Below are 25,188 nucleotides of genomic sequence, written 5' to 3'. Positions count from 1 at the left end.
GGGCCTCGGGGCTCAGGAGGCGGAAGGATCCGGCCGCAGATTTTCGGCCAGGAGCGCGGCGCAGATCCCGGAAACACCCCCGAGCACGAGGCCCAGATTGAAGGGTAGCCCGGCTCCCGCCACCGCCACGGCCCCACCCACAACCGCGGCCACCACCGTGGGCCGGTCCCGCAGTAGGGGCACCAGCAGGGCCAGGAAGGTCAGCGGGATGGCGAACTGCAGGGAGAGCCCTGCGGGGACCCGGCCGCCGAAGGCGATACCGCCCAGATTGCCCATCAGCCAAGCGATCCACATGGTCACCGCGGTGCCCAGGTAATACCACGGCTTGTGGCCGTCCGGCTCCCCCGGACGGTGGTGGAAGCGCGCCATGCTCAGGGCATAGGCCTGATCGGTGAGGAGATAGGCCAACGGCCAGCGTCGCAGCGGCGGCATATGGGCGAGATGCGGCGCCAGGGAGGCGCTGTACATGACGAAGCGCAGGTTGATGAGCAGGGCGGTGGCGACGACCACCCAGGGCACCGCCCCCGCTTCCACCAGCTGCACGGTGGCCAGCTGCGACGCCCCCGCGAAGATGCCCACCGCCATGGCTACCGCCGTCTCCGGGGAAAGGCCGGCCTCCAGGGCGGTGGCGCCGGTGATCACGGCGAAGGGCAGCACACCGGGGAGCAGGGGGGCCACGTCACGCACCCCCTCCCAGAAGGGCCTGGCTGGCTGGGCCATGGGAATTTCCTGCGGTTCGGAGGGAAACGGCCGGGAGCCGGCCCAAGTACGCGATGTCCCGTTCCCGCACGGGCCCGGGGCTCAGCCCCGCGCCGGCGGCGCCATGAACTCCGGCCCCACGGGATCCGTCACGGTTTCGCGGATAATGGCATCGATCCGCTCCATGGCATCCTCGTCCAGGGACCAGCCGAGCACGTTGGCCAGGCGCTGGTGCTGATCGGGGTGGCGGCCACCCCACAGCGCGGTCGTCACGCCGGGCCGGTCCAGCAGCCAGCGCACCGCCAGCTCCAGGACGCCGACGCCGAAGTTCCGGCGCGCGAAGTCGTCCAGCCGCTCCACGGCCGCCAGATACTGCTCGTAGCGGGGCGCCTGGAACTTGGGATCCACATTACGCAGATCGTCGCCCTCGAAGGTGGAATCCGGCCGCATCTTGCCGGACAGTAGACCGCGGCACAGGGCCCCGTAAGTGACCAGGCCGATGCCCTGGTCCCGGCAGTAGGGCAGCACGTCCGCCTCGATCTCCCGCTCGAACAGGTTGTAGGGCGGCTGGTTGGTGTGCAGGGGCGCCTCCCGGCGGAAGGCGTCCATCTGCTCCGGGGAGAAATTGCTCACGCCGATGGCGCGGATCTTTCCCGCCTCCAAAAGCCCGTACAGGGCCTCCGCCGTTTCCTCCGGCGCCACCAGCGGGTCGGGCCAGTGGACCTGATAGAGGTCGATATACTCGGTACGCAGCCGGCGCAGCGAGTCGTCCACCTCCTTGCGGATCCGGTCGGCCGTGGCATTCCGCCGGATGTTCTCGCGGTCATCCCATTCCAGGCCCACCTTGGTGGCCACCACCAGCTCCTCGCGGCGGCCCCACTGCTCCAGGGCCTTGCCGACGATCTCCTCGGAGCGGCCGAAGCCGTATACCGGGGCAGTATCCACCAGGTCGATACCCTGCTCGAAGGCGGCGTGGATGGTGCGGATGGACTCCTCCTCGTCGGTGCCCCCCCACATCCAGCCGCCGATGGCCCACGTGCCCAATCCGACACGGGAAACCGCGATCTCGGTGCCGGGGATGACTGTACGCTCCACTGCCTCACTCCTCTATCCGGTGGCGTGATGCCCGATGCCCTATTTCTCCGGATGCTCCTCACCGATGACCCGCACCATGATGGCCTGGGGGCCCTCTTCGCCCATCTCCTCCAGGAACCGGACCTCGTCCCCGGAACGGATTTCCTCCAAGGGCTGGTTTTTCACGGCATGGCGATGGAAGTAGATGCTGCGCCCGTCGATGGACTCCAGCATGCCGAAATCCTGGTCCGGATGGATCAGGGTCACCCGGGCGTAACCCTCTTCGGGCTGGTGATTCTTCACCTCGCGGCGCTGCTTGTTGGCATGCGCCTCCAGCTTGCGCTCCATGGCCTCGAAGGCGTCGCGGATGGCCACGTACGGATCCTCGTGGGCATGGTTGGCGCCGGGGTCCCGGTTGACCACCAGCTCGCTCCCCGGGACGGTCACGTCCAGGCTCACATGGTAGATCTTGCCCTTGTAGTGATTGCGATGGGGGGCCTCCACCACCACCCGGCAGCTCATGATCCGATCGTAGAAGCGCTCCAGCTTCTGGGCGCGCTCCCGGATCTTGTTCTCCATTGCATCGGAATGGTCCATTCCGCGAAAGGTCACTTCAGGAGGAATCTGCATCCCTCGCCTCCTCTTCTGGCGAAACGGCGGTCTTGCCGCCTAGACGGTGGCGTTTAGCTCCTCGGCCCACTCCGTGGCTTCCACGTAGGCGTCGGCCAGCCGCCCCGGCTCCCAGCCGGCCTGCTCCAGGAGCAGCCAATCCCCGCGCTCGTGGGCCTCCACGGTATTCAGCAGTGCACCCGCGGGCCCGGCACGGTCGATCAGGGCGTCCCGCACGGTCTCGGCCAGCGGAAGATGGGCCAGGACCTCGGTCATGGAGGTATCCATCAATGCATCGAGCGTGGAGAAGAGTCCCACCAGGAAGCCTTGGTCCTCGGCTAGCCCCGCCTCCTCGGCCAGGAGGCCGCACATCCGCGCCCGGGTCAGGGTAACCACCCGCAGCTCCGCCGGCTTGTCGTCGAACCGGGACAGGGCGATCCAGGTCACCCAGGTCCGCAGGCCCTGGATCCCGAGCAGGACCGCGGCCCGCCGGATGGTCTCCACCTCTTCCCGGATGGGGAAATAGGCGGAGTTGATCAACCGCAGGAGCCGATAGCTCAGGGTCACGTCCTGGCTGACCAGATCCGCCAGCTCCTCCACCCCTACCTGGGGATCCTGCAGGCGCGCAACAAGGCGTAGCACCTGAGCCCGGTTGGTGGGGATGCGACGATGCCGGGTAGTCACGGGCCGGGCGAAGAAGAAGCCCTGGAAGAGCTCGAAGCCCAGCTCGCGGCAGTACTCCCATTCTTCCCGCGTTTCCACCTTTTCCGCCAGCAGCCGGGCGGGCATCCCGGCCAGCTCTTTGGCTTGGGCACTCAGCTGCTCGCGGGAAAAGGCCCGGATATCCACCTTGATGAAATCCACCAGGGGCGCGAGCCGGCGATGCTCCGTGTCCAGCATGAAGTCATCCAGGGCCACCTCCACCCCTTCCTGCTTCAATCGCCGGATGGCCCCTTCCACCTCCTCGTCCGCCGGCACGTTCTCCAGCACCTCCACTACCAGCCTGCCCACGCCAACGGGGTGATCGGCAAGCTGCAGCAGGGTGTTCTTGGTGAGGTTGATGAAGGGCCGGTGACCGCCCAGGAAACGGTCCAGGTCGAGGTTAGTGAAGAGGTCCACCAGGACGGAGGAGGTGGCCTTGTCCGCTGCACCCCGGGGCGCGCTGTCCGGATTGCCGGGATCCCGGTAGAGGATTTCATATCCATATACATTCTGCCGGACATCCAGAATCGGCTGCCGGGCGATCAAGGTCTGGGTCATAAATCAGCAATCCTGACCTTATGGGTCGCGAAACGGATCAAGTAGGTCGTTGGGGATACGGGAATTTCCTCATAGGACTATATAGCGCCGCCCGCGTCCGGGGGAAGGGCCACGGGCGGCGAATTCTGGGCGGATGGACCGTACTTAGGAGGCCAAGCGGCAGGGGGAGAGTGCTTCCACGAGGGTCCGCCAGGCGCGCTCCTCGGGGCAGCCCGGCACCCGTTTCCCGGCCAGGCGCAGCACCCGACCGCCGTCGGCGTCGAACAGATCGACCACATGGGCCCGGCCATCGGCGACATGCATCTCCGCCACCCAGGCACTGGCCACCGCGGCCAGGCTGAGGTCGAGCCGGAAACCGGCACCGCGTACCAGGAGTCCCTCCGGGGTGGGGAGCGGATTGTCGATCAGTCCCGTATAGGACTGCAGGGCACCCCGATTTCCCAGCTCGATGCGCACGGCGATGGCGGCGTCGGCCAGGGTCTCCAACAGCTCACGTATCAGGGACGGATCCACCGCGTACCTGGCGATGCCCGGAAACAGCGGGGCCGTGGCACGCCCGGTAATCACGGGCCGACGGACGTTGGGGGCCCGATGACTGCGGACCAGACGGGCGAAAACCCCGGCCGCACTGGCAGGCGTGAGCTCGGCACGCACCCCGGCTTCCCCGGTCCGGTCCACGAACTCCAGGCGCTCCTGACGTCCCGCCGGACCGCCCTCGGTCACCGCGGCGGCGAAATCCCACTGGGCAGGATAGAACCACAGAGCGGACTCGCGCCCTCCGAGCCACAGGGCGTTGCCCGTCCATTCGGCGTGGGAAAGCGCCTCGGTAATGGCATGGCTGGCATAGCGGTTCTGGGCTTTGAGGGTCACCGGTCCCAGCTCGGGCAATTGCTCCGCGAGGGCGGCGGGATCGCCGTGCAGGCGGGTGGTGAGGCTCCCGCCGTCCGTGGCGGCTGCTTCTTCGGCGCGGGCCGTTTCGGCGGGTAGTGTCCAATCCATTCTCGCTCCCCTCCCTTTTCCAGTAGTGGGGCCTTCCATGCTTTGCCAGCCTATCCGGAACGTATTACGCCCTTGTGGCAATCCCGGCCTGCCCATGTCGTCACGCAACGTCATCTCGATCCAGGGGGTTGTCCCCCATAGGAAACACTATTGGGAATCATTCTCATCTATGTAGGTATGATACCCCTTGTCCCCCTGTCAGGCCATACCGGGATCTCCCTAGGACGGACAGGCCGCCTCCGTATCCGGCACCCCGTCCCATAAGCGCAATATCTAGCGGACATGGCAATCAGCACCAAAGCCGGACGGGCGGGGTGGGACGCCGGACCGGGCATTTCCCGATGTCCGATGGGGACCGTCCGGGATCGACCAACCGTATGAACGGTTCGAGAATCAGACTGAGCACGAAACCCCGGGCCGGGCTCCGGCCCAGCCCGTCCAAGCCCACTGGAGCAAAACATGCTGCTGAAACGGAACGACCGGAAAAACCGCTTCTCCGTCCTGCTGGCTGCCGCCGCCCTGCTGGCCCTGGGAGGCTGCGCGACGGACGGAGGCTACAACTATGACGAGGAGGATAATTTTGGTAGCGAGGGGGATGTGATCCAGGAAGATGAGCTCTTCGGGGACGAGCCCATGATCGAAGAGGAGGAAGACCCCGGAGACTCCACGGGCCTCGACTAGCGCGGCCCGCGGGATCCAGCTCCACCGACCCCATCGGGATCCGGCCCGTACGCCCTGAAGGAGGCACTCATGCCCTCGACGGCCCGCCCGCCCCGGGATACCGGCGACACCCCCTTCGTCGCCGACATCTCCCGCCATATCTGGCGAACCAAGTACCGGTTCGGCTTCGCTTCCGATGGCGAGGCGGGGATACGGGAAAGCTGGGCGAGGGTGGCGGAGGCACTGGCGGCCATGGAAGCACCGGACCAGCGGACAGCCTGGGCGGCCCGCTTCCGGGAAGCCCTGGAGGGCTTCCGATTCCTCCCCGGCGGCCGGATCCTGGCCGGGGCCGGCACGGGGCATCGGGTCACCCTGTTCAACTGCTTCGTCATGGGGCGCATCGAAGATTCCATGGACGGCATCTTCGATGCGCTCAAGGAAGGCGCCCTGACCATGCAGCAGGGCGGCGGCGTGGGCTTCGACTTCTCCACGCTGCGGCCGCGCGGCACCATGACCCGCCACACCCGGACCATTGCCTCGGGCCCGGTGTCCTTCATGGACATCTGGGACGCCACCTGCTCCACCATCCTCTCCACCGGCGCCCGGCGGGGGGCCATGATGGCCACCCTGCGCTGCGACCATCCGGACATCGAGGAATTCGTCGAGGCCAAGCGGGAGCCGGGCCGACTCACCCGCTTCAATGTCTCCGTGCAGGTTACCGACGCCTTCATGGAAGCGGTACGGGACGATGCCGCCTGGCCCCTGGTCTTTCCGGCGGAGGCCCTCGAGCCCGAGGCGGGATCCGAGGAGCTGCTGGAGCGGGACTGGCCCGGTTACGAAGGGCCGGTACCCTGCCGGGTGATGCGCTGGGTGGGTGCCCGCGAGCTGTGGGGGCGCATCATGCGCGCCACCTACGACACCGCGGAGCCGGGCGTGCTGTTCGTGGACCGGGTCAACCACTGGAACAATCTCTGGTACCGCGAGCACATCACCGCCAGCAATCCCTGCGGGGAGGAGCCCCTGCCCCCGTACGGAGCCTGCAACCTGGGCTCCGTGAACCTGGCCGCCTTCGTAGGCAAGCCCTTTTCCGAGCAGGCCGAGCTCGACTTGGACGGCATCCGCGATATGGTCCCGGTTGCGGTGCGCATGCTCGACAACGTGGTGGACGCCTCCCGCTTTCCCCTGGAGGCACAGGCGGAGACGGAACGCGCCAACCGTCGGCTGGGGCTGGGCATTACTGGACTGGCGGACGCCCTCATCATGCTGGGTCTGCGCTACGACGGCGAGGCGGGCCGGCGAAAGGCCGCGGAGGTCATGCGCGTCATCACCCACGCCGCCTACCACGCCTCCGTGGACCTAGCCCGGGAAAAGGGGCCTTGCGCCGTTCTGGAACGGGAGCGGTACCTGCAATCGCCCTTCGTCCAGAGTCTGCCCGAGGACATCCGCACGGGCATCACCGAGTACGGCATCCGCAACAGCCACCTCACTTCCATCGCGCCCACGGGCACCATCAGCCTACTGGCCAACAATGTTTCCGGCGGTCTGGAGCCGGCCTACGCCTTCCATTTCCGGCGGCATGTCCTGGAGCTGGACGGCACCACCACCGAATACCCGGTGGAGGACTACGCCCACGATCTGTGGCGCCGGGAGCGCGGCGAGGACGCACCCCTGCCCGAAGCCTTCGTCACCGCCACCGAGCTGGATCCGCAAGCGCATCTGGCCATGCAGGCGGCCTTGCAGCCGCAGGTGGACAGCTCCATTTCCAAGACCATCAACATCCCGGCCGACTTCCCCTTCGGTGCCTTCGAGGACCTCTACCAGCGGGCCTACGACCTGGGGCTCAAGGGCTGCACCACCTACCGGCCCACACCCGAGCGCGGCGCAGTCCTGGAACTGGAGGACAGCGTCCTGGCGCCGCACTGCTGCAGCCCGGAACGGGAGCCGGACTGACGTCACGTTTCTCTTTTCTGCTCGGGAGGCCGGAGCCCGGTGAGCGATTCGCTGCTGATCCTGGCGGGTGTACTTCTGCTGGCCTACGGGGCCGTGCTGCTCGTGGTCTATTTCGGCCAGTCCCGCCTCCTGTATTTCCCCGACACGCCGAGCCGGGAGGTGGAGCGAACCCCGGCGGCCATACGGCTGGATTTCGAGCCCGTATCCCTTACCACCGGGGACGGCGTGGTCCTGGACGGCTGGTTCGTTCCCGCCCCCGGAGCGGAGCGCGGCGTGGTGGCCTTCTTCCACGGCAATGCGGGAAACATCGGCCACCGCGTGGACACCCTCCGGATCCTCAACGAGCTGGGACTGGCCACCCTGATCGTGGATTACCGGGGCTACGGCCGGAGCGGCGGCCGGCCCTCCGAGGCGGGCACCTACCGGGACGCCGAAGCGGTGTGGCACCACTTGGTGGCGGAGCGGGACATTTCCCCGGAGCGCATCGTGCTCTTCGGGCGCTCGCTGGGCGCGGCGGTGGCCGCGGAGCTGGCCAGCCGGCACCAGCCGGGGGCCCTGGTACTCGAATCCGCCTTTACCTCGGTACCCGACCTCGCCGCCCGAATCTACCCGTTTCTCCCGGTTCGCTGGCTGGCCCGCTTCCGCTACCCCACCGCCGAAGCCGTGGCGCAGGCGGCCTGTCCGGTACTGGTCATTCATAGCCCCGACGACGAGGTGATTCCCATCGAGCACGGACGGACGGTATTCGAGCGGGCCCGGTCCCCCAAGCGTTTCCTGGAAATCGAGGGCGGGCACAACACCGCCTTCCTGGAGAGCGAGCGCACTTACATGGAGGGATGGGAGGCCTTCCTCGCCGCACATTTGCTTGCGGCCCCGGAAACCGCTCCGTGACCGCCCTCCGTTACTGCAGACTGCCCGGCATCGTCCATCCCCGGGTCCAGAACCGTCTCCCCAGGGCGCCGAGGAATTCGCCATCCGCCTGGAGCGGGGCGGACCCCTTCAGGTGCGGATCCGCAAGATGATTACCCCCTTGCGCCCAGCCCAGGACGTCAAGCACGAACCAGTCCTCGCCGGACTCGGCCACGAACCCGGGCGTTCCGTTCCGCGGCCCACCAGGGAGCGCCGAAGTCGAAGGTGGACCCGGTTCGCCGCTGTCTCCATGGCGTCCACGTCCAGGCATCCCACCCGGAAGGGGCCGCCCCCCGATCCGATTCTGGTCACGTGACCCCAGCTCGGTGGGGAACGGGGCTCCGCTTCCGGATTCCGTCCGTTGTTGTCCCCCTCCACGCTCCGGTCGACCCCCTGAGTATCCGTCCGCCGAGGAAGCAGGAGCGGTCGTCGTAGCGCATGCCAGGCGGCGGGCACTCCCCGTTCCCCGGTCCCGCGGCGGAGGGCCGCGCTCCGCCGCTTTCCTGGCCGGCGCCTTCCAGGTGGCCGGCCGCGGCCCCCACCACCAGGGCGACCGCCCCCGTCCACCCCACCAGCCACAGGGCGACTACCTTCCAGAAATTCATGGCCTTTCCCGAGTCCGGCGGCCAGACGCGCCGATCCGTGGCTTGGAAACGGCGACAGTGTCGACAGGGGGATTTGCGGATTCATGACAGGCAGGGAAAGGCCAAGTATGCGATCCTGGGAGGCCCAGGAGAGGAGACCGCATGCAGACATACCTTGACCTCATGCGCCATGTTCGCGAGTACGGCGTGGCCAAGGAAGACCGCACCGGAGTGGGTACCTACTCGACTTTCGGGGCGCAGATGCGCTTCGATCTCCAGGCGGGATTCCCGGCGGTAACCACCAAGCGGCTGTTCTTTCGCGGGGTGAAGGAGGAGCTTCTGTGGTTCCTGCGCGGATCCACAAATGCCGCGGAGCTGCAGGAAAAGGACGTCCACATCTGGGACGAGTGGGCCGACGCCGAGGGCGAGCTGGGCCCCGTCTACGGCTACCAGTGGCGCTCCTGGCCGGCACCGGACAGCCGCCACATCGACCAGATCGCCCGGGTCCTGGAGGACCTGCGGAACGATCCGGACAGCCGACGGCACCTGGTCTCCGCCTGGAACGTGGCCGACCTGGACCGGATGGCCCTCGCTCCCTGCCACGTGCTGTTCCAGTTCTACGTGGCGGAGGGCCGGCTGTCCTGCCAGCTCTACCAGCGCTCCGCCGACCTGTTCCTGGGCGTGCCCTTCAATATCGCCTCCTACGCCCTGCTCACGCACATGGTGGCGCAGGTCACCGGGCTGCGGCCCGGGGAGCTCATTCACACGCTGGGTGACACCCACATCTACCGCAACCACCTGGAGGCGGTGGACGAGCAGCTTTCCCGCGAGCCGCTTCCCTTGCCCACCTTATGGCTGAACCCGGACGTGGACGACCTGTTCGCCTTCGGCTCCGACGACATCGTCCTGGAGGGCTACCACTGCCACGGCCGCATCGAAGCGCCGGTAGCCGTGTGACCGGCACGCCCGGAGGACCCCGCGCTCATCTGCCGGAATCCTCCAGGTCGGGATCCAATTCGCCTTTCAAGGCCTCCCCCACCTTGAGCTCCACCTCGGGCTGCGCCAGCGGCCCGTGGAAGCGCACGGGGACCACCAGACCGTCCACCAGATCCGGAATACCCTCCGCCTCGCCCCGCAGGGCCATGTCGAGGCGATAGTCCATGCGCCTGCGCTCCCCCGGGGCCACGTAGCCGTGTCCCGCCACGTGCACCAAGTCCACCAGCGCCTCCAGATCGTTGCTGTATGCCCGTCCCTCCCGGATCTCCAGGGAGCCGTGCAGCGCATGGATCCAGGTGCGGACCCCGCCTTCTTCCCCGTCGCCGAAGGGATTCACGGCTTCCAGGACCCGTTGGCGCAGCCCCATCCCCATGACCTCCCCCTCCTCCAGCCCGTAGGCCCCGCGGCCGCTCAGGGACCGGAGCACATCGCCCAGCGTGCGCCCCCGGGCCCGGAGGGCCAGGTCCATCCGCGCCGTTCCGGTGACCATCACCTCCCCCAGCAAATCCCGTTGCAGCGGGCCCACCTGGAGACCGCGGGCCCGCTCATCCACGGTCAGGCGGGGCACGGTCCCGGAGGCATCGACCCGCAGGTCCCCCCGGTAAGCACCCTGGAACAGAGGCGCCTTCAGGGGATGGAGGCGCACATGGCCCTTCTCCACCTGCAGCCGGGTCTCGAGGTGGTGAGCGCGCACCCCACGCAGGTGCAGCGAATCCACCCGGAGCCGGCCGTCCACGGTGAGTTCGCGAGCATGGCTCACCGGAGTCAGCGGCGTTTTCGCCAGGTCCCGCACCGCGGCCCGCCCCCGTACGGAGGGCAGATAGGGGTCCAAGTCGAGGCGGTTCAGGCGCAGATCGCCCCCGAGTGCCACCGGGCGGCCCAGCTACCGCTCCGCCAGGTTCTCCAGCTGGCCCCGATAGGCATCGGCATCCACCAGCAGGGTCAACGCCATGACGCTCACCCCGAGCAGAAGGAACAGGGCGCCCCCGGCAAGCAGGACCCATCTCAATACGCGTTTCATGTCACCACCTCGGCCCCGTGCGGGGATGCCGATTCGCGGAGCGGTTTCCTCCGGGCCGTTGGGACATGCCGGGCGGGCCCGGGGATCGGAAGGCCATGTATGGAAGGAAGTCCCAACTGATTGGACTCCTGCCGCACGGGAAGTGCGGGCCTGGGCGATCTCCCCGATGGGGGACGGCCCGCCTTCCTCCGTAAAATCCCGGCCTCCTTGGACGGAGACCGGGCCGGCGCCCTCGGGAACCGCCGCTGGCCCCGTACCGCGGTTCCCCGTAGAATCCCCGGCACGCGGACACTGGAGCAGGGAGCACGCCATGGACATCACCCTTCTGGTCGCCGCCGCCGAGAACGGCGTGATCGGCAAGGACAATCGCATGCCCTGGCACCTCCCGGCGGACCTGCGCTACTTCGCCCGCCAGACCAAGGGCCGTCACCTGCTCATGGGGCGCAAGACCTACGACTCCCTGGGCCCCACGGCGGAGGGCCCCAACCCCCTGCCGGGACGCCGGCTGATCGTGGTGACCCGGGAGCCCGAGCGGTTGCCCGCGCACCCCGAAGTGATCCCGGTAGGCTCCGTGGAAGCGGGCATCGCCCGCGCCGAGGAGGCGGGGGAGGCAGAGCTATTCGTGGTGGGCGGGGCCCAGATCTTCCGGGAGGCTTGGCCCCGGGCGAACCGACTGCGGCTGACACGCGTCCACTGCGCGCCGGAAGGCGATACCGTCCTCACCGATCCCGACTTCACGGAATGGTCCCTCGTGGAATCCCACCAGAGTCCCGCCGACGAAAAGAACCCCTACGCCTGCACCTTCTGGGTCTTCGAGCGTCCGTTATGATCCGGCACCGGGGCCCCGGTGCCCGGCAGCTCCTCAGCGGCCCCGGGCCAGGCGCTCCCGCACCTCTCTCAGCGTGGTGATCAGCCCGGGAAGGGTGGAGACATACGGCCGGCGGGCGGCCACGTGCTCCACCGCCGCACCGAAGCCCATCCCCCGCACCGCGCAGAGGTAGGCCACCGCCACCGAGGGCGAGCGGCCCACCCCTTCGTTGCAGAACACCAGGATGCGGTGCCCGGCGATGTGGTCCCGGATCCAGACCACGGCCTCGGTTAGCTGCTCTGCCGGTATGGGCTGCATATCCGCCATGGGAACCTTGTGATAAGGCCGCCCGCGCGGGTCCACCTCCTTCTCCGCGGCCACGCACAACAGGGCGTCCACCTCCTCCGGCGGCTCCCGGGCCTCCGCGTACCGCCCCACGGCCAGGCCGTCGAGGATCCAGTCCATCGCTCAGTCCCCGGCCATCGGGGGCGCCCCCCGGATGAAGGCGTCGCACCGGTCCCGCGCCACGGTGTCCCGCATCTGCACCGGCGGGGATTTCATGTAGTAGGCGCACACCGCCTCCAGAGGGCCGGCGAGTCCCCGGTCCAGACCGAGCCTGGCGCAGCGCAGGGCGTCGATGACCACCCCCGCGGAATTGGGCGAGTCCTGCACGGACAGGCGCAGCTCGGCTTCCACCGGGGCGCCGCCGAACCCCTCCCCCTCCAGCCGGATGAAGGCCACCTTGTTGTCCTCCTGCCAGGCCACGTGGTCGGAGGGGCCTATATGGATTTCCCGGTCGGCCAGGGGCGTGTCGAGCTGCGACTGGACGGAGCGTGTCTTGGAGGCCCGCTTGGAGGCCAGCCGCTCCAGGGCCAGCATGTTGAGGAAGTCCGTATTGCCGCCGGTGTTGAGCTGATAGGTGCGCCTGAGGCGCACGCCCCGGTCGTTGAACAGGCGGGCCAGGCTGCGATGCACGATGGTAGCCCCCACCTGGCTCTTGATGTCGTCGCCCACCAGGGGCAGGCCGTGGCGGCGGAAGTTTTCCGCCCACTGGGGGTCGGAGGCGAGGAACACGGGAACGCAGTTGACCAGGGCCACTCCGGCCTCCAGGCAGGCCTCCGCGTAGTGGCGCACCGCCCGCTCCGAGCCCACCGGCAGGTAGCACAGCAGCACCTCGGCCCCGGTATCCCGGAGCACCCGCGCCACCGACACGGGATCCGCATCGGCCACCCGGAAAGCCTGGTCCTCCGGGTAATCCGTCATGTGCGCCGCCACGCCGTCGAGCACCGGGCCCATTTGGACCGTTACCCCGGAGGGCGGCAGCGTTTCCTGGAAGATCCGCGTGCAGTTGGGGGCCGCGAGCACCGCCTCCTCCAGAGGGCGGCCCACCTTGCGCCGGTCCACATCGAAGGCCGCCACCACCTCCCAGTCCGCCACCCCCCAGGAACCGATGCGGGGGTGCATGAGACCGGCCACGTCCGCACCCTCCCTGGAGCGGTAATAGTGCAGACCCTGAACGAGCGCGCTCGCGCAGTTGCCGATTCCCGCGATGGCCACCCGGACCGGTTTCCCGTCGTGCTCCATGGACCCTCCTCCTTTCACGGCCGCCGGAGGCTCCCGCCCCGGTACGGTTGTCCCTTCCCCCATGCCTCTGTCCCCAGACACTGCAAAGGCCCCTACCGCCACCTTAAACACCCCTTCACCACTCCCCCAAGCACCCCCGCGCCTCCGCGCCCCCACTCCTTGAAACCGTCGGCGTCTCGCCATCCTCCAATGCAGTAGGAGCATGCATTCACCATCATCGACTCGTTCGAGGAGGCTGCGCCATGACCGGATTCACGGTTTCCTCCCTGGACCGCATCGTCCAGGAGACGGAGATTGGGCCTGGAGGACCGCCAGGTGGCCTATCACGCCCTGCGCGGCGTGCTGTACCCGGTACGGGACCGCCTGGAGGTGAACGAGGCCTTCGACCTCGCCGCGCAGCTGCCCATGCTGGTGCGCGGCATCTATGAGGTGGAAGAGGTTCGCGCCATGCTGCCCGAGGAGGTGCGGGCGCTCTGGCCCCACGAGGCCGGTACGCATTAGCGTGCAACGCCTTCGGCCCGGCCCGTGCCGGTCTCCCCGGGTCGGGCCGCCTGCGTCACGAATCTGAGGAGGGAGCATGCGGATCTACCTGATGCAGCACGGCGAGGCCCTTTCCAAGGAGGCGGACCCGGACAGGCCGCTCTCGGAGCGCGGCACCCGTGACGTGCGGGCGATCGCCTCCTTCCTGGGTCAGGCGCGCGTGGTGGTGGAGGGCATCCATCACAGCGGCAAGACCCGTGCCCGCCATACCGCGGAGCTGGTGGGAGAGCAGGTGGCTCCGGGCCTCCTGCCCGAGGCAGTGTCCGGGCTGGGGCCCGACGACCCCGCGCCGGAAATGGCCCAAGAAATAGGGGGCCAGGAGCGGGACCTCCTGCTGGTGGGACATCTGCCCTTCCTGGGCAGACTGGCGGGCACCCTGGTGGTGGGCGGCGATGCAAAACCGCCGGTGGGCTTCCAGCCCGGAAGCGTGGTCTGCCTGGAGCACGCCCCGGATGGCGGCTGGCAGGTGGCCTGGATGGTCCGTCCCGAGCTGGTGCGCTGAACCAAGCCCTCGGGAAGGCACCGCCATTCCGGGAAATTGCCTCGCAAACGGCGATCCCCTACCCTTGGAGCTGGGACCCAGATCCAGGAGGCCACCGACCATGCCACGCCCCTCGCCCGTGGAACGGATACGCGAGGCGGGCAAGGCCGGGCTGGAAAGGCTGCTGGGTCCGCTGGTGCGCGCCCTGGCGCGATCCCCGGTCACGCCCAACCAGGTCACCGCTGCCTGCCTGCTGTTAACCCTCGCCGCCGCGGGGGCACTGGCAGCGGGCCACTTAGCGACCGCGGGGGCGCTGTTCCTGGTGGGCAGCGCCTTCGATCTGCTGGACGGCACCCTGGCCCGCGCCTCGGGCCGCACCACCCCTTTCGGCGCCTTCCTCGATTCCACGCTGGACCGCCTCGGGGAGGGCGCCCTGCTGGCCGCCGCCGCCTACCGGTTCGCCCTGGAGGGCCAGGCCCTGGCAGTGGCCGTGGTGGCGCTCGGCCTGCTGGGCGCCCTGCTGACCAGCTACACGCGGGCACGCGCCGAGGGGCTCGGCCTAGCCTGCACCGTGGGCTGGCTGAGCAGGCCCGAGCGGGTCGGTCTCCTGGGCATCGGCCTGCTCTTCAATGTGCTGGCGGAGGCCGTCTTCCTCCTGGCTGTCCTCTCCCTGTGGACGGTCGGCCAGCGGATCCTCCATGTCCGCCGCCAGACCGGCGGCGGGCCACCCGATCTCCCGAGCTCGAGGGATGCATGAGCCGCGATAAACAGGAACCACGACAGCTTTCCATGCGCCTCCGGTATCAGGGCCGCAAATTCGGCTTCGAGGTGGCCGCCCTGCGCCTGCCCAACGGCGTGGAAGGGGAGTTCGAGACCATCCGCCACCCGGGCGGCGCCATGGCCGTTCCCGTTACCGGGGACGGACGCTTCGTTCTGGTGCGGCAGTACCGGTTCCCCGTGGGCGACTGGCTGCTGGAGTTCCCCGCCGGCACGGTGGAGGATGGCGAGGACCCGGCGGGCACCATCGAGCGCGAGCTCCAGGAGGAAACCGGATACCGGGCCCGGCAATGGCGGGACCTGGGGCGCTTCCCGCTCGCGCCGGGCTATTCCGACGAGCACATCCACGCCTTCCTCGCACGGGAGCTCGAGGCGCTGGCGGAACCGCCGGCCCAGGACGAGGATGAGGACCTGGAAACCGTGCTGCTCACCGAGGACGAGCTGCGGGACGCCGTCGCCGCCGGCCATGTGGACGCCAAGACCATGGGCGGCTATCTCCTGGCCCGGGACCAGCTATAAAACCGGCCTTGAGGCGCCCATAACCCCTTCTCCCCGAGGAGCTCCCGTACCCCTCTGATACCTCCTAAGGTATGCTTGCCCGAAAGTCGGCACCCCGCTATGGTTCGCTTGGCGCGGCCGATTGCCGGCGCCGGACAATTCCCCAGTTGGGAGCGGCCTTGACCACGCTCGGCATCACCCGGTTCGAGGACCTGATCAGTCACATGGACGGCCTGGCGGATTCCGCCAGGCGGTCGCACGTGGACGCGGAGACCGTGGATTTCCTGGTGACCATCCGCCACCGGCTGGTGCGCATCCACAACCACCTCACCGGGCAGCCCGCGGAGGCGGAGCCGGGTACCCATGCCCAGTCCAAGTCGGTGACGGATACCGAGGACCTCCTCAACCAGTTCGGCATGCTCACCGATGCCGCGCGCGGGGCGGGCCTGCCCTCGGCGCTCACCCATTACCTCCATACGGCCCGTCTGCGCATGCGCTTCTCCCTGCGCGGCCAGGCGGGGCGCCGGATCGTCAACCGCGACGAGAAGACGGGGACCGCGGAGCTCGAATGGCCGGGCGGCCGGGAGACCGTGGAGGTGGTGGACAGCTCCGCCTATGGCGCCGGCGTCATCGGCCGCAACCCCATCGCGGTGAGCACGGTGGCCCGGCTCACCACCCAGGAGGAAGCCCGCCGGCGGCGCTACGAGTGCCTGGTGGTGTACTGCGAGCAGAACCGCTTCGAGTACCACATCGGCCTCGAGGTCTTCGCCATCCTGTAGGGCATCCCCTCAGGGGAGGGCGATGCCCAGGTCCCGCAGGGCCTGCTCCGCCTGCTCCGCCCAGCCCTGGTTGGCCTTGGGGCTGGCCGGGCTGGGGTGCAGCACCATGCCGGTGCGCACGTCCCGGCCTTTCAACGCCGCGGTCGCCCGCCGTTCGGCGAAACGGCCGATGCCGAGCACCCACTCCGGCCGCATGGCGTCCACGGTGGCGGCCAGGGCCCGGTCACAGGCCTCGAACAGGGCCTCCCGGTCGGCCTTGCGGAGCTTATCCGGGGTCCGGTTGGCGCCGGATTCCTCGAAGAAGGCCAGAGGGCAATAGTTGGCCACGTAGAACCGGCCGAAGAAGGCTTCCGCCGCCCCGAAGCGTTCCCGTGCCCATCCCCAGAGGCGCTTGCCGCTCACCTCGCTCTTCGGGCAGGCGAAGCCCTCCACCGGGCGCTTGGGGTGCTCCCGCTCCGGACGGTCCACCACGCCCTCGATGCCCATCCAGTCGCGGACCATGCCGATCTCCCCGAAGGGGACCCCCGTCTGGACCATGCCGTACGGCCCCGGATTCATGCCCACCAGGACCACCTCCCGCTTCCCACGCCCGAACCGCTCCAGGTATTGCCGGTGCGGCTCCCGGGCATAGTCCAGGGGGTTGTACACGTAGTCCACCGCCTCCGAAAAGCGCAGGGAATCCACGGCCTTGCGCAGCTCGTCATCAATGGCAATCAGATCGGAAATGGTGCATCCTCCTCGTTTTACGGAGCCGCCTTGTCCAAATCGACTCGCGGGGCTAAGGTTGCCGGCAATTCCAAGGGTCACGGCCGAAGGGGTAGGGGTGCAGGAGCAGATTCAGGATTTCAAGGATCTTTTGGCCCGCATCGACGGGCTGGTGAACGCGGCCTGGGCCGCCCGGGTGGATCCCCTCCTGGCCCGGCAGCTGGCCGCGGTACGGCAGCGCTTGGTCCGGATCCAGGCCCACCTCACGGGGGAAGCGAACCCCGCCTTTCCGGCCCCCGAGCCCAGCCACCAATCCGTCCAAGACAGCGAGGATCTGGTCACCCGCTTCAGTGCGCTGGTGGACGCCTCCAAGGGCAGCGGCCTGTCCAGCACGCTGACCCACTACCTGCACAACGCCCGCCTGCGGCTCACCTTCTTCCTGCGCGGCGCCGAGCACCGCCTGGCCAGTCGCCAGCTCCCGGAGCCCGGACGCAGCGTACAGCTCGAATGGCCGGACGGCGCCGCCGAGGGGACCCTGCTGGATACCTCCGCCTTCGGCATCGGGATCGAGACCGATACGCCCCTGGAGCCCGACGGCGTGATCCGGGTCACGGTGGCCGACCCGGACGGGGCAAGCCGCACCTACGAGTGCGTGGTGGTGCACTGCCGGCCCCTGGACTCCGGCTACCACCTCGGCCTGGAGATCTTCACCACCAAGCTCTAGGCGCCCGCCCGTCCTCCGCCCCACGCCGCTCCATTCCACCCACCACGGAGTCGCCGCCCCGCCAAAGCGGGACGACCCCCTAATCCCGCCGCAGCGCCGCCGTTCCGGCAATCGGCGAGGGATAGCTCCGCCCGATGACGAAGGACGAGACCATGAAGGTGGCCACCGTGGCCACCTGGATCAGGGAAGCCGCCCGCGCGCCGATGACGCCGCTGGTGGTCGCCACCATGGCGATGAAGAGGGCGAACTCGCTCATCTGCCCGAGGCGTACGCCCACCTCGGTGGCCAGCTCCCCCTTCTCGCGGACACGGCTCAGAAGCAGGCGGAACACCCAGGGCTTCAGGAGCAGTGTGCCGCCCGCCAGTACCGCCGCCGGCAGCGCCACGTCCTCCACCATGCCCAGCTCCAGCCCGGCGCCGAGCGCGAAGAAGTACAGCACTAGGAAAAAATCCCGGAGCGGCCGCAAGCTCTCGGCGATGAAGCGGGATATGGGACTGTTGGCCACCGCCACCCCGCCGATGAAGGCGCCGATCTCGTGGGACAGGCCCACGACGCTGCCGAGCTCCGCCACGGCCAGGCACCAGGCCACGGCGGTAAGGAAGACGTACTCCTGGACCTGACCGAAGCGGTGCCAGACATGGCGGAGGAGGAACCGTTCGGCGAGGAAGGCGCAGGCGATCACCGCCGGCGGCCCCAGCACGAGGGCGGCGAGATCGCCCATGCCCGCCTCCCCGGTCCCCAGTCCCTGCAGACCGATGAGGGTGGCGATGGCGAGCAGGTCCTGCAGCAGCAGCACGCCGATCACCACCCCGCCGATGTGCTGGTGGTGCAGAGCGGTGGCCGGGAGCAATTTGAGGCCGATGATGGTGCTGGAGAACATGGTGGCCGCCCCGATCACCGCACTTTCCCCGGTGCCGAAGCCGAAGGCCGCCGCCACGCCAAAACCGAAGGCGGCGAATATCAGGGAGCTGAGGAGCGTGGTCAGGGTCACTTCGCGGAACAGCTGCACCAGCTTCTGGGGGTGCAGGTTCAAGCCCAGCAGGAACAGCAGGAATATGAGCCCGATGCCGGCCGCCTCCTTGATGAGGTCGGGACTGCTCACCCACCCCAGCACGGACGGGCCGAACAGGATGCCCAGCAGGATATAGCCCACCAGCATGGACTGCCGGGCGAACAGGGCCCCCGTGGCGCCGAGCGCGGCACCCACGAAGACCAGGAACAGGGCGGTCAGGATGGGGTCGTGCAAGGCCCTCGCTCCGCCAGCTCAGCTGGGATCCACGGGCTCCGGTGCGCCCGGCGCCGGCGGTTTGGGACGGCGCGGCAGATCGAGCCGGGCCAGCGTGCCGCCGTCGGCCACGAAGGACTGTCCGGTCACCCAGCCCGCGGCATCGGAGGCCAGATAGGCGGTGAGCCGGGCGATGTCCGCCACCGCGCCGTAGCGTCCCAGGGGGATATGGGGCATGAAGCCCGCCCGGTTGGCTTCCAGGGCCTCGGCGGTGCGCTCCACCGGCACCACCCCCGGGGCCACGGCGTTCACGCGGATGCCGTGCTCCGCCCACTCCAGGGCCTGCACCTGCATGAGCGCCTCCAGGCCTGCCTTGGAGGCGGCGTAGGCGGAGAAGTGCGGCACCGACCTGTGGCCGTGGATGGAGGTGTTGTGCAGGATGACCCCGGGTATACCGGCGGCGATCATGGCCCCGGCCGCCCGCCGCGCCAGCAGATAGGGCGCGCGCAGGTTGATGTTCAGGGTGTCGTCCCAGTGCTCGGACCCGGCGTCGAGGGCGGCGGCCTTGAGCACCACCCCGGCGTTGTTGATCACTACGTCCAGCCCGTCCCAAACTGCCCAGGCCTCCCGGAGCGCCCGCTCCAGCGCGGACTCCGCGCGTAGGTCCCCGTACACGGTCACCGCCTCGCCGCCCCCGGCGCGTACCGCCGCGGCCGTTTGCTCCGCCCCCTCGGGGCGGCTGCGGTAGTGGACCACCACCCGCGCGCCGTGCCGGCCAAGCTCCTCGGCCATGCCCGCGCCCAGACCGCCGGAGGCCCCGGTGACCAATGCCCGTTTACCCGCCAGCCCAAGTTCCATCAAGCACTGTCTCCCGAGCGATCAAAAAGATAGGGTGAAACAGGGGAATCTACCCCATGCGCGCTTGTCCGAAAAACCGAATGCACCGTAACCCCGTTCCACAAAGGTCCCCCATCGTGCGTCAGACCACCTCCACGGTTCCCCATCTGCCCGAGTCCAAGATCCCGGTGGGCATCAGCAGCTGCCTGCTTGGCGAGGAGGTCCGTTACGACGGTGGGCACAAGCGGAACTCCTACATAACCGGCACCCTTGGCGAATACTTCGATTTCGTCCCCGTTTGCCCAGAAGCGGCCATCGGCCTGGGCATCCCCCGCGAGCCCATCCACCTGGTCCGTGATAAGGGCCAGCCGGTGCGGGTGGTGGGTAAACGGAGCCCCGACCTGGACGTTACCGAGGAGCTTACCGAATACGGCCGACGCATGGCCGGGGAGCTCAATTCCATCCACGGCTATATCCTCAAGAAGGGCTCTCCCTCCTGCGGCATGGAACGGGTAAAGGTCTACACCCCGGAGGGCCAGCCGGCGGGCAGCGACGGCCGCGGCGTCTACGCCCGGGCGTTCATGGAGGAGCGGCCCGAGATTCCGGTGGAGGAGGAGGGGCGGCTGGGCGACCCCACCCTGCGGGAGAACTTCATCGAGCGCGTCTTCGTGCACTACCGCTGGCGTACCCTGGAGGCCGAGGGGCTCACGCCCGGCGCGCTGGTGGATTTCCACAGCCGCCACAAGCTGCTGGTCATGGCCCACGGACAAAAGCCCTACCGCGAGCTGGGACGCCTGGTGGCCGAGGCCGGAAACGGGGATTTCGAGGCCACGGCGCGGACCTATTTCCACTCCCTCATGGAGGCCCTGCGCCGACCCGCCGGGCCCAAGGGCCACACCAACGTCCTCTACCACCTCATGGGCTTCCTCAAGGAGAGCCTGGACCCGGGCGACAAGGCTGAGCTGGTGGAGGTGGTGGAGTCCTACCGCCAAGGCTTCGTCCCGCTGGTGGTACCCATCACCCTGTTCAACCACCATTTCCGGCGCCATCCCCATCCCTACGTGGAGGACCAGATCTACCTCCAGCCCCACCCCGCGGAGCTGATGCTGCGCAACCGCCTCTGAGCGATCATGACCATGACGGCACACGCGGAGCCAGCAGGCGGCGCAGAATGTCGCGGCTGAAGCATTCCCGCCAGCCGAGGGCACCGTTCTCGGCGGAGCCCGGGGTGCGGAGCTCCGAGGGGCCGATGGCGGCCTGAATAGGCCCGGGGGCTCACCGGCGGTGAGCCCGCTGGTCCACACCCAGGCAATCCGGTTCCGCAGGACCTTGCCGGACCGCGCCGCGCCCCGGGCCCCTGTCGGAGCCGGGGCGACGGCTGCTAGGTTGGCTGGAGAAGCGCGGGGAGGCGGCCATGAAGCGCTTCATCCCGAGCACCAGCAGCTTCACCAGCCCGGCGTCGCCGGGTCGGAGCTTATCCAGCCACGCCACTTCACCCGGATCCTGGAAAAACCGGCCGGAGACCGATCCGGACCCGAGCCACCACGAGTTTGGAGCCTATGCTGCTTTTCGCCGGTGATCCCCACGGAGCCTTCCGCCACCTGGAAGAGGCCGTCCGCGGCCACGGGCCGGACGCCCTGATCCTGCTCGGCGACAACGAGCCGCCGCTTCCCGAGACGCTGCCGGCCCTCGATTGCCGGACCAGCGTCCATTTCATCCTGGGGAACCACGATACGGACCGGGAGGCGAGCCTGACCCACCACGACCCCCTGGTCCATCGCGACCTCAATGGTCGGGTAACCGAGGTAAAGGGCACGCGGGTGGCCGGCCTGTCGGGGGTATTCCGGGAAAAGGTCTGGCATCCGGAGGCGGGCCTCACCTGGAGCCAGCGGGCGGACCTGGCCGCCGCCACCCCCGCCGGCGACCGCTTCCGGGACGGCCCACCGCTGCGCCACTGGTCCTCCATCTGGTGGGAGGACTATGCGGCCCTCTGGGAACAGCGGGCGGACGTGCTGGTGACCCACGAGGCCCCGGAATCCCACCCCTATGGGCACGAGGCCCTGGGCGACCTGGCCCGGGCGCTGGAGGTGCACACCGTGGTCCACGGCCACCAGCACGAGAACTACATGGCCACCATCCCCGGCAACGACGCGGAGCCCATCCGGGTCATCGGCGTGGCCAAGCAGGGGCTCGCCGACCTGGCGGGGAACCGGCTGATCACGGGGACGGAGCGCCAGCGCGCGGAGCTGTGGACCGAGGCGGGCTGAGCCCCCGACTCCGGTCTGCCGCCTCCGGAGGGGCGGGGGCCACACGGTCGGCTCCCCCGAATGGACGGCAAGGCGTCTCGCCTACCATACGGTCGGCCAACCGCGGGCGTGGATCGGGATCAGTCCACGTCGGGCACCCGATCGCGGACCGTCTGCAGCCAGTCATCCGCGTCGCGGGTGCGCAACAGCTCCACCCCCAGCTCCTCGAGCACCTTCTCCTCGCCAATCCGCTCCAGATAGGGCTGGCAGGCGGTGGCCACCTCTTCCCCGTACAGATAGTCCACCTGGCCGGAGAGCAGGAGGCGCTGGCCGTTCTTGAGGTCTTCGAGGGGGTCCGCCTCCTCGGCAGCCGACTCACCCGCCTCGGCACGCTTGTGAAGCTTGGCCCGGATGAAGGCACGCTCGGCGGTGGTCACCTCGCCCACCGCCTGGCCGATCAGGTTGTAGCGCCGCCGCTGGCCGAAAGTCGCTTTCAGGTAGCGGCTATCGTTCACATGACGCCGCAGGGCGGCAATGATGCGCCAGTTCGGATCGTCCGGAAAATGGCTCTGCAGCTCGTTCTCGATGCCGGGCGCCAGCGGCCGGAACTCGGCGAACACCGGGAAACGCCTCCGGAACTCTTCCAGGAGCGCATCGGCCCGTCCGCTGGAATGCTGCTGGCTGGACGTGTGACGGTTCATGCTTCCTTCTTTCCGCTGTCCCCTTTTTTCGGCGGCGGGTGCGTTTCGGCCCACCGCCGCCCCCTGCTCCGGCGAGAGGGTGGCCGCGATACCCCCCCAGGAAAATAAGGGAAACCCCCTACCCCGATATGGGCATACCCCCGGAACGCCCCAGCACAGCCAGCGGCAGTGTACCGGTATCGGACGATTTAGGGCACGCCCCCGAACCCCGGGTGCTTGCCACGGACTGTCCCCGGTACGCTTGGGCACCATTGCGAGGACCTCGTTCCAACCAGCGAAGCCCTGTAGCCGCCGAAACCGGGATCGCCCCCTTGATTTTGTCCCCGTTTATGTTGTCTAAAGGGAGATGTCCCCTGTCCAGGAGGGACCCATGGCCCGTCCGCCCATTGTCCAGCCGCACACCCGCATCCAGCCTTCCGGCACGCCCCGGAAGCCGGCCCGGGACCCCGACCGCTATTTCCTCGGCCGCTTCTGGCGTGCCGCGAAGTGGGGCTCCATATTCCTGTTGGTGCTGCTCGCCACGGCGGCGCTCCTCAGCCGGTACATCGGCGAGGACGGCGCCCCCTTCGCCTGGCTGGAGGAGGACCGTACCTTCACCGTGGCCGCCCCCGTGGACTGGTCCAGCGTGGACGCCGAGATCCGCGCGGTATTCCTGGAGGCCCGGCGCAAGGCGGAGCAGCGCGCCCGGCAAGAGCTCGATGCCTGGCAGGCGGAGCTCATGCAGCGAGTGGAGGAGGACTTCCTGCCCTGGTATTTCGGCTTCTGGAACCAGCAGTGGCGGGACCTCAAGGCCCTGGGCTATCTGGCCGCCGATTGGGTCGGCGGCGCCGGCGCCCAGGACACCATGATGGCGGATTTCCGCGACGCCTTCGCCGTGCAGGTCATGCCCCCGGGCGAGACCCAGATGCGCATGGAGGCCATTGCCCGCGAATCCCTGCGCGTCTACCTGGAGCACGCCCGCAGCCGCCTTCGGGAGATCCCCGCCGAGTACCAGGTCCCCCGCGACGACTGGCAGCAGCACCTCTCCCACATCGGCCTGCAGCTGGCCCAGGCGCGCACCCAGGATGAGCAGGTGCCCACCACCCTCAAGGGCCTGGTGACCTTCGGCGCGGCCGGAACCACCGCCGTGGTGCTGCGCGGCAGCCGGGCCATGGGCCGGGTGGGTGCCGCCGCCATGCGCTGGGCGCCCCGCGCCGGGGCGGCCGCGGGAGAGACGGCCCTGGTGGGCAGCGCCCTGCGTGGCCGCGTCGCCCGCACGGGCGGCCGGCGGGCCGCGCGGACCGGGGGCCGGCTCGGCGGCCGGGTGCTGGGCGCCGCCGCGCTGGTGGGCTTCCTGGCCTGGGACGTCTACGACTACAGCCGCACGGAGGCGGAGCTGCGCCCCAAGCTCCGCAAGCGCCTGGCGGCGTACCTGGACGCCCTGCGCCAGCGCATGCTGCGTGACTCCGGTAACGGCGTGCTGGCCCCCGTCCACGAGGTGGAGTCCGCGGTCCACGACCAGCTCTCCGGCGCATCGTCTCCGGGCGCATCCTGAGCAGCGCACCAAGTCGGCACGGCCGGCCGGCCCGGTGCACCAGCCTGGGCCCCCCACCGCGCCCCACGACCCTTCCAGCCGCCGACCCCCTTGCCGGAATGCACGCAACCTCTTGAAAAGGCGCCCTTCCGACTCAATAAGCCGCCCTTCGCCGCTCTGGCACACCCCTTGCTATTTCGGGGATAAGACCGCATCTCTTCCTTTAGCGAGCCAAGAGGGAATGGCCATGGAGACCCAAAGGCCCCTGCGCGTCGGCATCGGCGGACCCGCCGGCTCCGGCAAGACGGCGCTCCTGAGCGCCCTGTGCAAGCGGCTCGGCGACGAGCTCAGCATCGGCGTGGTCACCAACGACCGCGCCACCGGGCAGGACGCCGAATTCCTGATCGCCAGCGGGACACTGCCCGAGGAACGGGTCATCGGCGTGGAGCTGGGCGACTTCCCGCGCTCCACCGCCGGCAGGAGCGCCTCAATGACCCTGAACGCGGTGGGCGAGCTGTCCATGCGCTTCCCCGGACTGGACCTGGTCCTGGTGGAGTTCGGCAACCAAAACCCCGGGGCCGCCTTCAGCCGCGAGCTTTCCGACCTCACCCTCTACGTGGTGGATGCCTCGCTCGGCCAGGACCTCCGGCGGGAGGAGGGCGCCGCCCTGTCCCGCGCGGATCTGCTGGTGGTCAACCAGGCCGACATGGCGCCCATGATGGGGGCCTCCATGGCGGATCTGAGCCGGGATGTCGGCGCCGCGCGCGGCGACCGGCCCTACGTCCTCACCGATTTCCGCACCGGCACGGGCCTCGACGCGGTGGCCGAGCACATCCGGGAGGCCGGAATGATCCCCCTGTCCGCCTGACGGCCCCTGCACCTTCTCCTCCGGCGGTCCGGTTCAGGGAGCGCATCCCCTGTTCCGGGCCGTTTTTTGCGCCGGCAGGTAAAGGCACGGGGATCGGGGCGCGGACCATCTTGGCCGCCCCGCGGCCAGGGTGTGCAATGG

At 69.0% G+C, this 25,188-nt stretch carries 30 protein-coding genes; 15 read left to right on the top strand and 15 right to left on the bottom strand.

Features of this window, described 5'->3' with window-relative positions; genetic code table 11:
* Nucleotides 1-12: 12 nt before the first annotated feature.
* The 5 genes from ACERLL_RS01910 to ACERLL_RS01890 form a co-directional block, all read right to left on the bottom strand.
* A complete protein-coding gene (locus tag ACERLL_RS01910; protein ID WP_373654366.1) occupies nucleotides 13-720 on the bottom strand; it encodes an AzlC family ABC transporter permease in 708 nt (235 codons plus the stop codon).
* A gap of 81 nt (nucleotides 721-801) precedes the next feature.
* The gene (locus tag ACERLL_RS01905) at nucleotides 802-1,794 is read right to left on the bottom strand and encodes an aldo/keto reductase (protein ID WP_373654365.1); all 993 of its coding nucleotides are present in this window, start codon (nucleotides 1,792-1,794) and stop codon (nucleotides 802-804) included.
* A gap of 39 nt (nucleotides 1,795-1,833) precedes the next feature.
* Nucleotides 1,834-2,403 (bottom strand): HPF/RaiA family ribosome-associated protein, encoded by a 570-nt coding sequence (locus tag ACERLL_RS01900; RefSeq protein WP_373654364.1) that lies wholly within the window; start codon nucleotides 2,401-2,403, stop codon nucleotides 1,834-1,836.
* A gap of 39 nt (nucleotides 2,404-2,442) precedes the next feature.
* Entirely contained in the window at nucleotides 2,443-3,642 is a 1,200-nt protein-coding gene (locus tag ACERLL_RS01895) for an EAL and HDOD domain-containing protein (RefSeq protein ID WP_373654363.1), read from the bottom strand.
* Between the two features lie 144 nt (nucleotides 3,643-3,786).
* Nucleotides 3,787-4,641 carry a ChuX/HutX family heme-like substrate-binding protein gene (locus tag ACERLL_RS01890; RefSeq protein ID WP_373654362.1) on the bottom strand — a complete coding sequence of 285 codons (855 nt, stop codon included), beginning with the start codon at nucleotides 4,639-4,641 and terminating at the stop codon, nucleotides 3,787-3,789.
* A gap of 459 nt (nucleotides 4,642-5,100) precedes the next feature.
* Between ACERLL_RS01890 and ACERLL_RS01885 the strand changes: the two genes are divergently transcribed.
* The 3 genes from ACERLL_RS01885 to ACERLL_RS01875 all read left to right on the top strand — a co-directional run bounded on the left by ACERLL_RS01885 (nucleotide 5,101) and on the right by ACERLL_RS01875 (nucleotide 8,142).
* Nucleotides 5,101-5,322, top strand: coding sequence for a hypothetical protein (locus tag ACERLL_RS01885; protein WP_373654361.1), 222 nt, complete (start codon nucleotides 5,101-5,103; stop codon nucleotides 5,320-5,322).
* Nucleotides 5,323-5,391: 69 nt separating this feature from the next.
* Nucleotides 5,392-7,251, top strand: a complete 1,860-nt coding sequence (locus ACERLL_RS01880) for an adenosylcobalamin-dependent ribonucleoside-diphosphate reductase (protein ID WP_373654360.1) — start codon at nucleotides 5,392-5,394, stop codon at nucleotides 7,249-7,251.
* A 39-nt stretch (nucleotides 7,252-7,290) separates the two neighbouring features.
* Nucleotides 7,291-8,142, top strand: coding sequence for an alpha/beta hydrolase (locus tag ACERLL_RS01875; protein ID WP_373654359.1), 852 nt, complete (start codon nucleotides 7,291-7,293; stop codon nucleotides 8,140-8,142).
* A gap of 10 nt (nucleotides 8,143-8,152) precedes the next feature.
* Here the strand turns inward: ACERLL_RS01875 and ACERLL_RS01870 are convergent, their stop codons facing one another.
* Complete coding sequence (locus ACERLL_RS01870) at nucleotides 8,153-8,335, bottom strand: hypothetical protein (protein WP_373654358.1); 183 nt, start codon at nucleotides 8,333-8,335, stop codon at nucleotides 8,153-8,155.
* A 571-nt stretch (nucleotides 8,336-8,906) separates the two neighbouring features.
* On the opposite strand from ACERLL_RS01870, the gene ACERLL_RS01865 reads away from it, so the two are divergent.
* Nucleotides 8,907-9,701 carry a thymidylate synthase gene (locus tag ACERLL_RS01865; protein WP_373654357.1) on the top strand — a complete coding sequence of 265 codons (795 nt, stop codon included), beginning with the start codon at nucleotides 8,907-8,909 and terminating at the stop codon, nucleotides 9,699-9,701.
* A 25-nt stretch (nucleotides 9,702-9,726) separates the two neighbouring features.
* Here the strand turns inward: ACERLL_RS01865 and ACERLL_RS01860 are convergent, their stop codons facing one another.
* Together ACERLL_RS01860 and ACERLL_RS01855 are read right to left on the bottom strand one after the other, a co-directional pair.
* Entirely contained in the window at nucleotides 9,727-10,611 is an 885-nt protein-coding gene (locus ACERLL_RS01860) for an AsmA family protein (protein WP_373654356.1), read from the bottom strand.
* A gap of 12 nt (nucleotides 10,612-10,623) precedes the next feature.
* Nucleotides 10,624-10,761, bottom strand: a complete 138-nt coding sequence (locus ACERLL_RS01855) for a hypothetical protein (RefSeq protein ID WP_373654355.1) — start codon at nucleotides 10,759-10,761, stop codon at nucleotides 10,624-10,626.
* Nucleotides 10,762-11,071: 310 nt separating this feature from the next.
* On the opposite strand from ACERLL_RS01855, the gene ACERLL_RS01850 reads away from it, so the two are divergent.
* On the top strand, nucleotides 11,072-11,590 hold the full coding sequence (locus ACERLL_RS01850; RefSeq protein ID WP_373654354.1) for a dihydrofolate reductase: 519 nt from the start codon (nucleotides 11,072-11,074) through the stop codon (nucleotides 11,588-11,590).
* Between the two features lie 33 nt (nucleotides 11,591-11,623).
* Here ACERLL_RS01850 and ACERLL_RS01845 read toward each other — a convergent pair whose 3' ends face one another.
* On the bottom strand, nucleotides 11,624-12,034 hold the full coding sequence (locus ACERLL_RS01845; protein ID WP_373654353.1) for a dual specificity protein phosphatase family protein: 411 nt from the start codon (nucleotides 12,032-12,034) through the stop codon (nucleotides 11,624-11,626).
* Between the two features lie 3 nt (nucleotides 12,035-12,037).
* Nucleotides 12,038-13,153 carry an inositol-3-phosphate synthase gene (locus ACERLL_RS01840; RefSeq protein ID WP_373654352.1) on the bottom strand — a complete coding sequence of 372 codons (1,116 nt, stop codon included), beginning with the start codon at nucleotides 13,151-13,153 and terminating at the stop codon, nucleotides 12,038-12,040.
* Between the two features lie 294 nt (nucleotides 13,154-13,447).
* Here ACERLL_RS01840 and ACERLL_RS01835 point away from each other — a divergent pair, with 294 nt between their 5' ends.
* The 5 genes from ACERLL_RS01835 (at nucleotide 13,448) to ACERLL_RS01815 (ending at nucleotide 16,228) form a co-directional block, all read left to right on the top strand.
* A complete protein-coding gene (locus ACERLL_RS01835; RefSeq protein WP_373654351.1) occupies nucleotides 13,448-13,654 on the top strand; it encodes a DUF2267 domain-containing protein in 207 nt (68 codons plus the stop codon).
* Nucleotides 13,655-13,730: 76 nt separating this feature from the next.
* On the top strand, nucleotides 13,731-14,195 hold the full coding sequence (sixA, locus tag ACERLL_RS01830; RefSeq protein ID WP_373654350.1) for a phosphohistidine phosphatase SixA: 465 nt from the start codon (nucleotides 13,731-13,733) through the stop codon (nucleotides 14,193-14,195).
* A 100-nt stretch (nucleotides 14,196-14,295) separates the two neighbouring features.
* Nucleotides 14,296-14,931, top strand: coding sequence for a CDP-alcohol phosphatidyltransferase family protein (locus ACERLL_RS01825; protein WP_373654349.1), 636 nt, complete (start codon nucleotides 14,296-14,298; stop codon nucleotides 14,929-14,931).
* On the top strand, nucleotides 14,928-15,470 hold the full coding sequence (locus ACERLL_RS01820) for an NUDIX hydrolase (protein WP_373654348.1): 543 nt from the start codon (nucleotides 14,928-14,930) through the stop codon (nucleotides 15,468-15,470). The genes ACERLL_RS01825 and ACERLL_RS01820 overlap by 4 nt, the downstream gene beginning before the upstream one ends.
* Before the next feature lie 158 nt (nucleotides 15,471-15,628).
* Nucleotides 15,629-16,228, top strand: coding sequence for a hypothetical protein (locus ACERLL_RS01815; protein WP_373654347.1), 600 nt, complete (start codon nucleotides 15,629-15,631; stop codon nucleotides 16,226-16,228).
* A gap of 9 nt (nucleotides 16,229-16,237) precedes the next feature.
* Here ACERLL_RS01815 and ACERLL_RS01810 read toward each other — a convergent pair whose 3' ends face one another.
* Nucleotides 16,238-16,912 (bottom strand): uracil-DNA glycosylase family protein, encoded by a 675-nt coding sequence (locus ACERLL_RS01810; RefSeq protein WP_373654346.1) that lies wholly within the window; start codon nucleotides 16,910-16,912, stop codon nucleotides 16,238-16,240.
* Between the two features lie 139 nt (nucleotides 16,913-17,051).
* Here ACERLL_RS01810 and ACERLL_RS01805 point away from each other — a divergent pair, with 139 nt between their 5' ends.
* Entirely contained in the window at nucleotides 17,052-17,657 is a 606-nt protein-coding gene (locus ACERLL_RS01805; protein WP_373654345.1) for a PilZ domain-containing protein, read from the top strand.
* A 79-nt stretch (nucleotides 17,658-17,736) separates the two neighbouring features.
* On the opposite strand, the gene ACERLL_RS01800 is transcribed toward ACERLL_RS01805, so the two are convergent.
* Together ACERLL_RS01800 and ACERLL_RS01795 are read right to left on the bottom strand one after the other, a co-directional pair.
* On the bottom strand, nucleotides 17,737-18,903 hold the full coding sequence (locus ACERLL_RS01800) for a cation:proton antiporter domain-containing protein (RefSeq protein ID WP_373654344.1): 1,167 nt from the start codon (nucleotides 18,901-18,903) through the stop codon (nucleotides 17,737-17,739).
* An 18-nt stretch (nucleotides 18,904-18,921) separates the two neighbouring features.
* Complete coding sequence (locus ACERLL_RS01795; protein ID WP_373654343.1) at nucleotides 18,922-19,740, bottom strand: SDR family NAD(P)-dependent oxidoreductase; 819 nt, start codon at nucleotides 19,738-19,740, stop codon at nucleotides 18,922-18,924.
* A gap of 116 nt (nucleotides 19,741-19,856) precedes the next feature.
* On the opposite strand from ACERLL_RS01795, the gene ACERLL_RS01790 reads away from it, so the two are divergent.
* Entirely contained in the window at nucleotides 19,857-20,843 is a 987-nt protein-coding gene (locus ACERLL_RS01790) for a YbgA family protein (RefSeq protein WP_373654342.1), read from the top strand.
* A gap of 151 nt (nucleotides 20,844-20,994) precedes the next feature.
* Here ACERLL_RS01790 and ACERLL_RS01785 read toward each other — a convergent pair whose 3' ends face one another.
* Complete coding sequence (locus tag ACERLL_RS01785; RefSeq protein ID WP_373654341.1) at nucleotides 20,995-21,210, bottom strand: hypothetical protein; 216 nt, start codon at nucleotides 21,208-21,210, stop codon at nucleotides 20,995-20,997.
* A 68-nt stretch (nucleotides 21,211-21,278) separates the two neighbouring features.
* Between ACERLL_RS01785 and ACERLL_RS01780 the strand changes: the two genes are divergently transcribed.
* The gene (locus tag ACERLL_RS01780; protein ID WP_373654340.1) at nucleotides 21,279-21,986 is read left to right on the top strand and encodes a metallophosphoesterase family protein; all 708 of its coding nucleotides are present in this window, start codon (nucleotides 21,279-21,281) and stop codon (nucleotides 21,984-21,986) included.
* A 119-nt stretch (nucleotides 21,987-22,105) separates the two neighbouring features.
* Here the strand turns inward: ACERLL_RS01780 and ACERLL_RS01775 are convergent, their stop codons facing one another.
* Nucleotides 22,106-22,666 (bottom strand): ProQ/FINO family protein, encoded by a 561-nt coding sequence (locus tag ACERLL_RS01775; protein ID WP_373654339.1) that lies wholly within the window; start codon nucleotides 22,664-22,666, stop codon nucleotides 22,106-22,108.
* 370 nt (nucleotides 22,667-23,036) lie between these two features.
* Here ACERLL_RS01775 and ACERLL_RS01770 point away from each other — a divergent pair, with 370 nt between their 5' ends.
* On the top strand, nucleotides 23,037-24,200 hold the full coding sequence (locus tag ACERLL_RS01770; RefSeq protein ID WP_373654338.1) for a hypothetical protein: 1,164 nt from the start codon (nucleotides 23,037-23,039) through the stop codon (nucleotides 24,198-24,200).
* A gap of 226 nt (nucleotides 24,201-24,426) precedes the next feature.
* Nucleotides 24,427-25,047, top strand: a complete 621-nt coding sequence (locus ACERLL_RS01765) for a GTP-binding protein (RefSeq protein WP_373654337.1) — start codon at nucleotides 24,427-24,429, stop codon at nucleotides 25,045-25,047.
* The last annotated feature ends 141 nt before the right edge of the window (nucleotides 25,048-25,188 follow it).

Source organism: Thiohalorhabdus sp. Cl-TMA, from assembly GCF_041821045.1.
Taxonomy (GTDB): Bacteria; Pseudomonadota; Gammaproteobacteria; order Thiohalorhabdales; family Thiohalorhabdaceae; genus Thiohalorhabdus; species Thiohalorhabdus methylotropha.
This window is presented reverse-complemented; position numbering and strand designations above follow the sequence as displayed.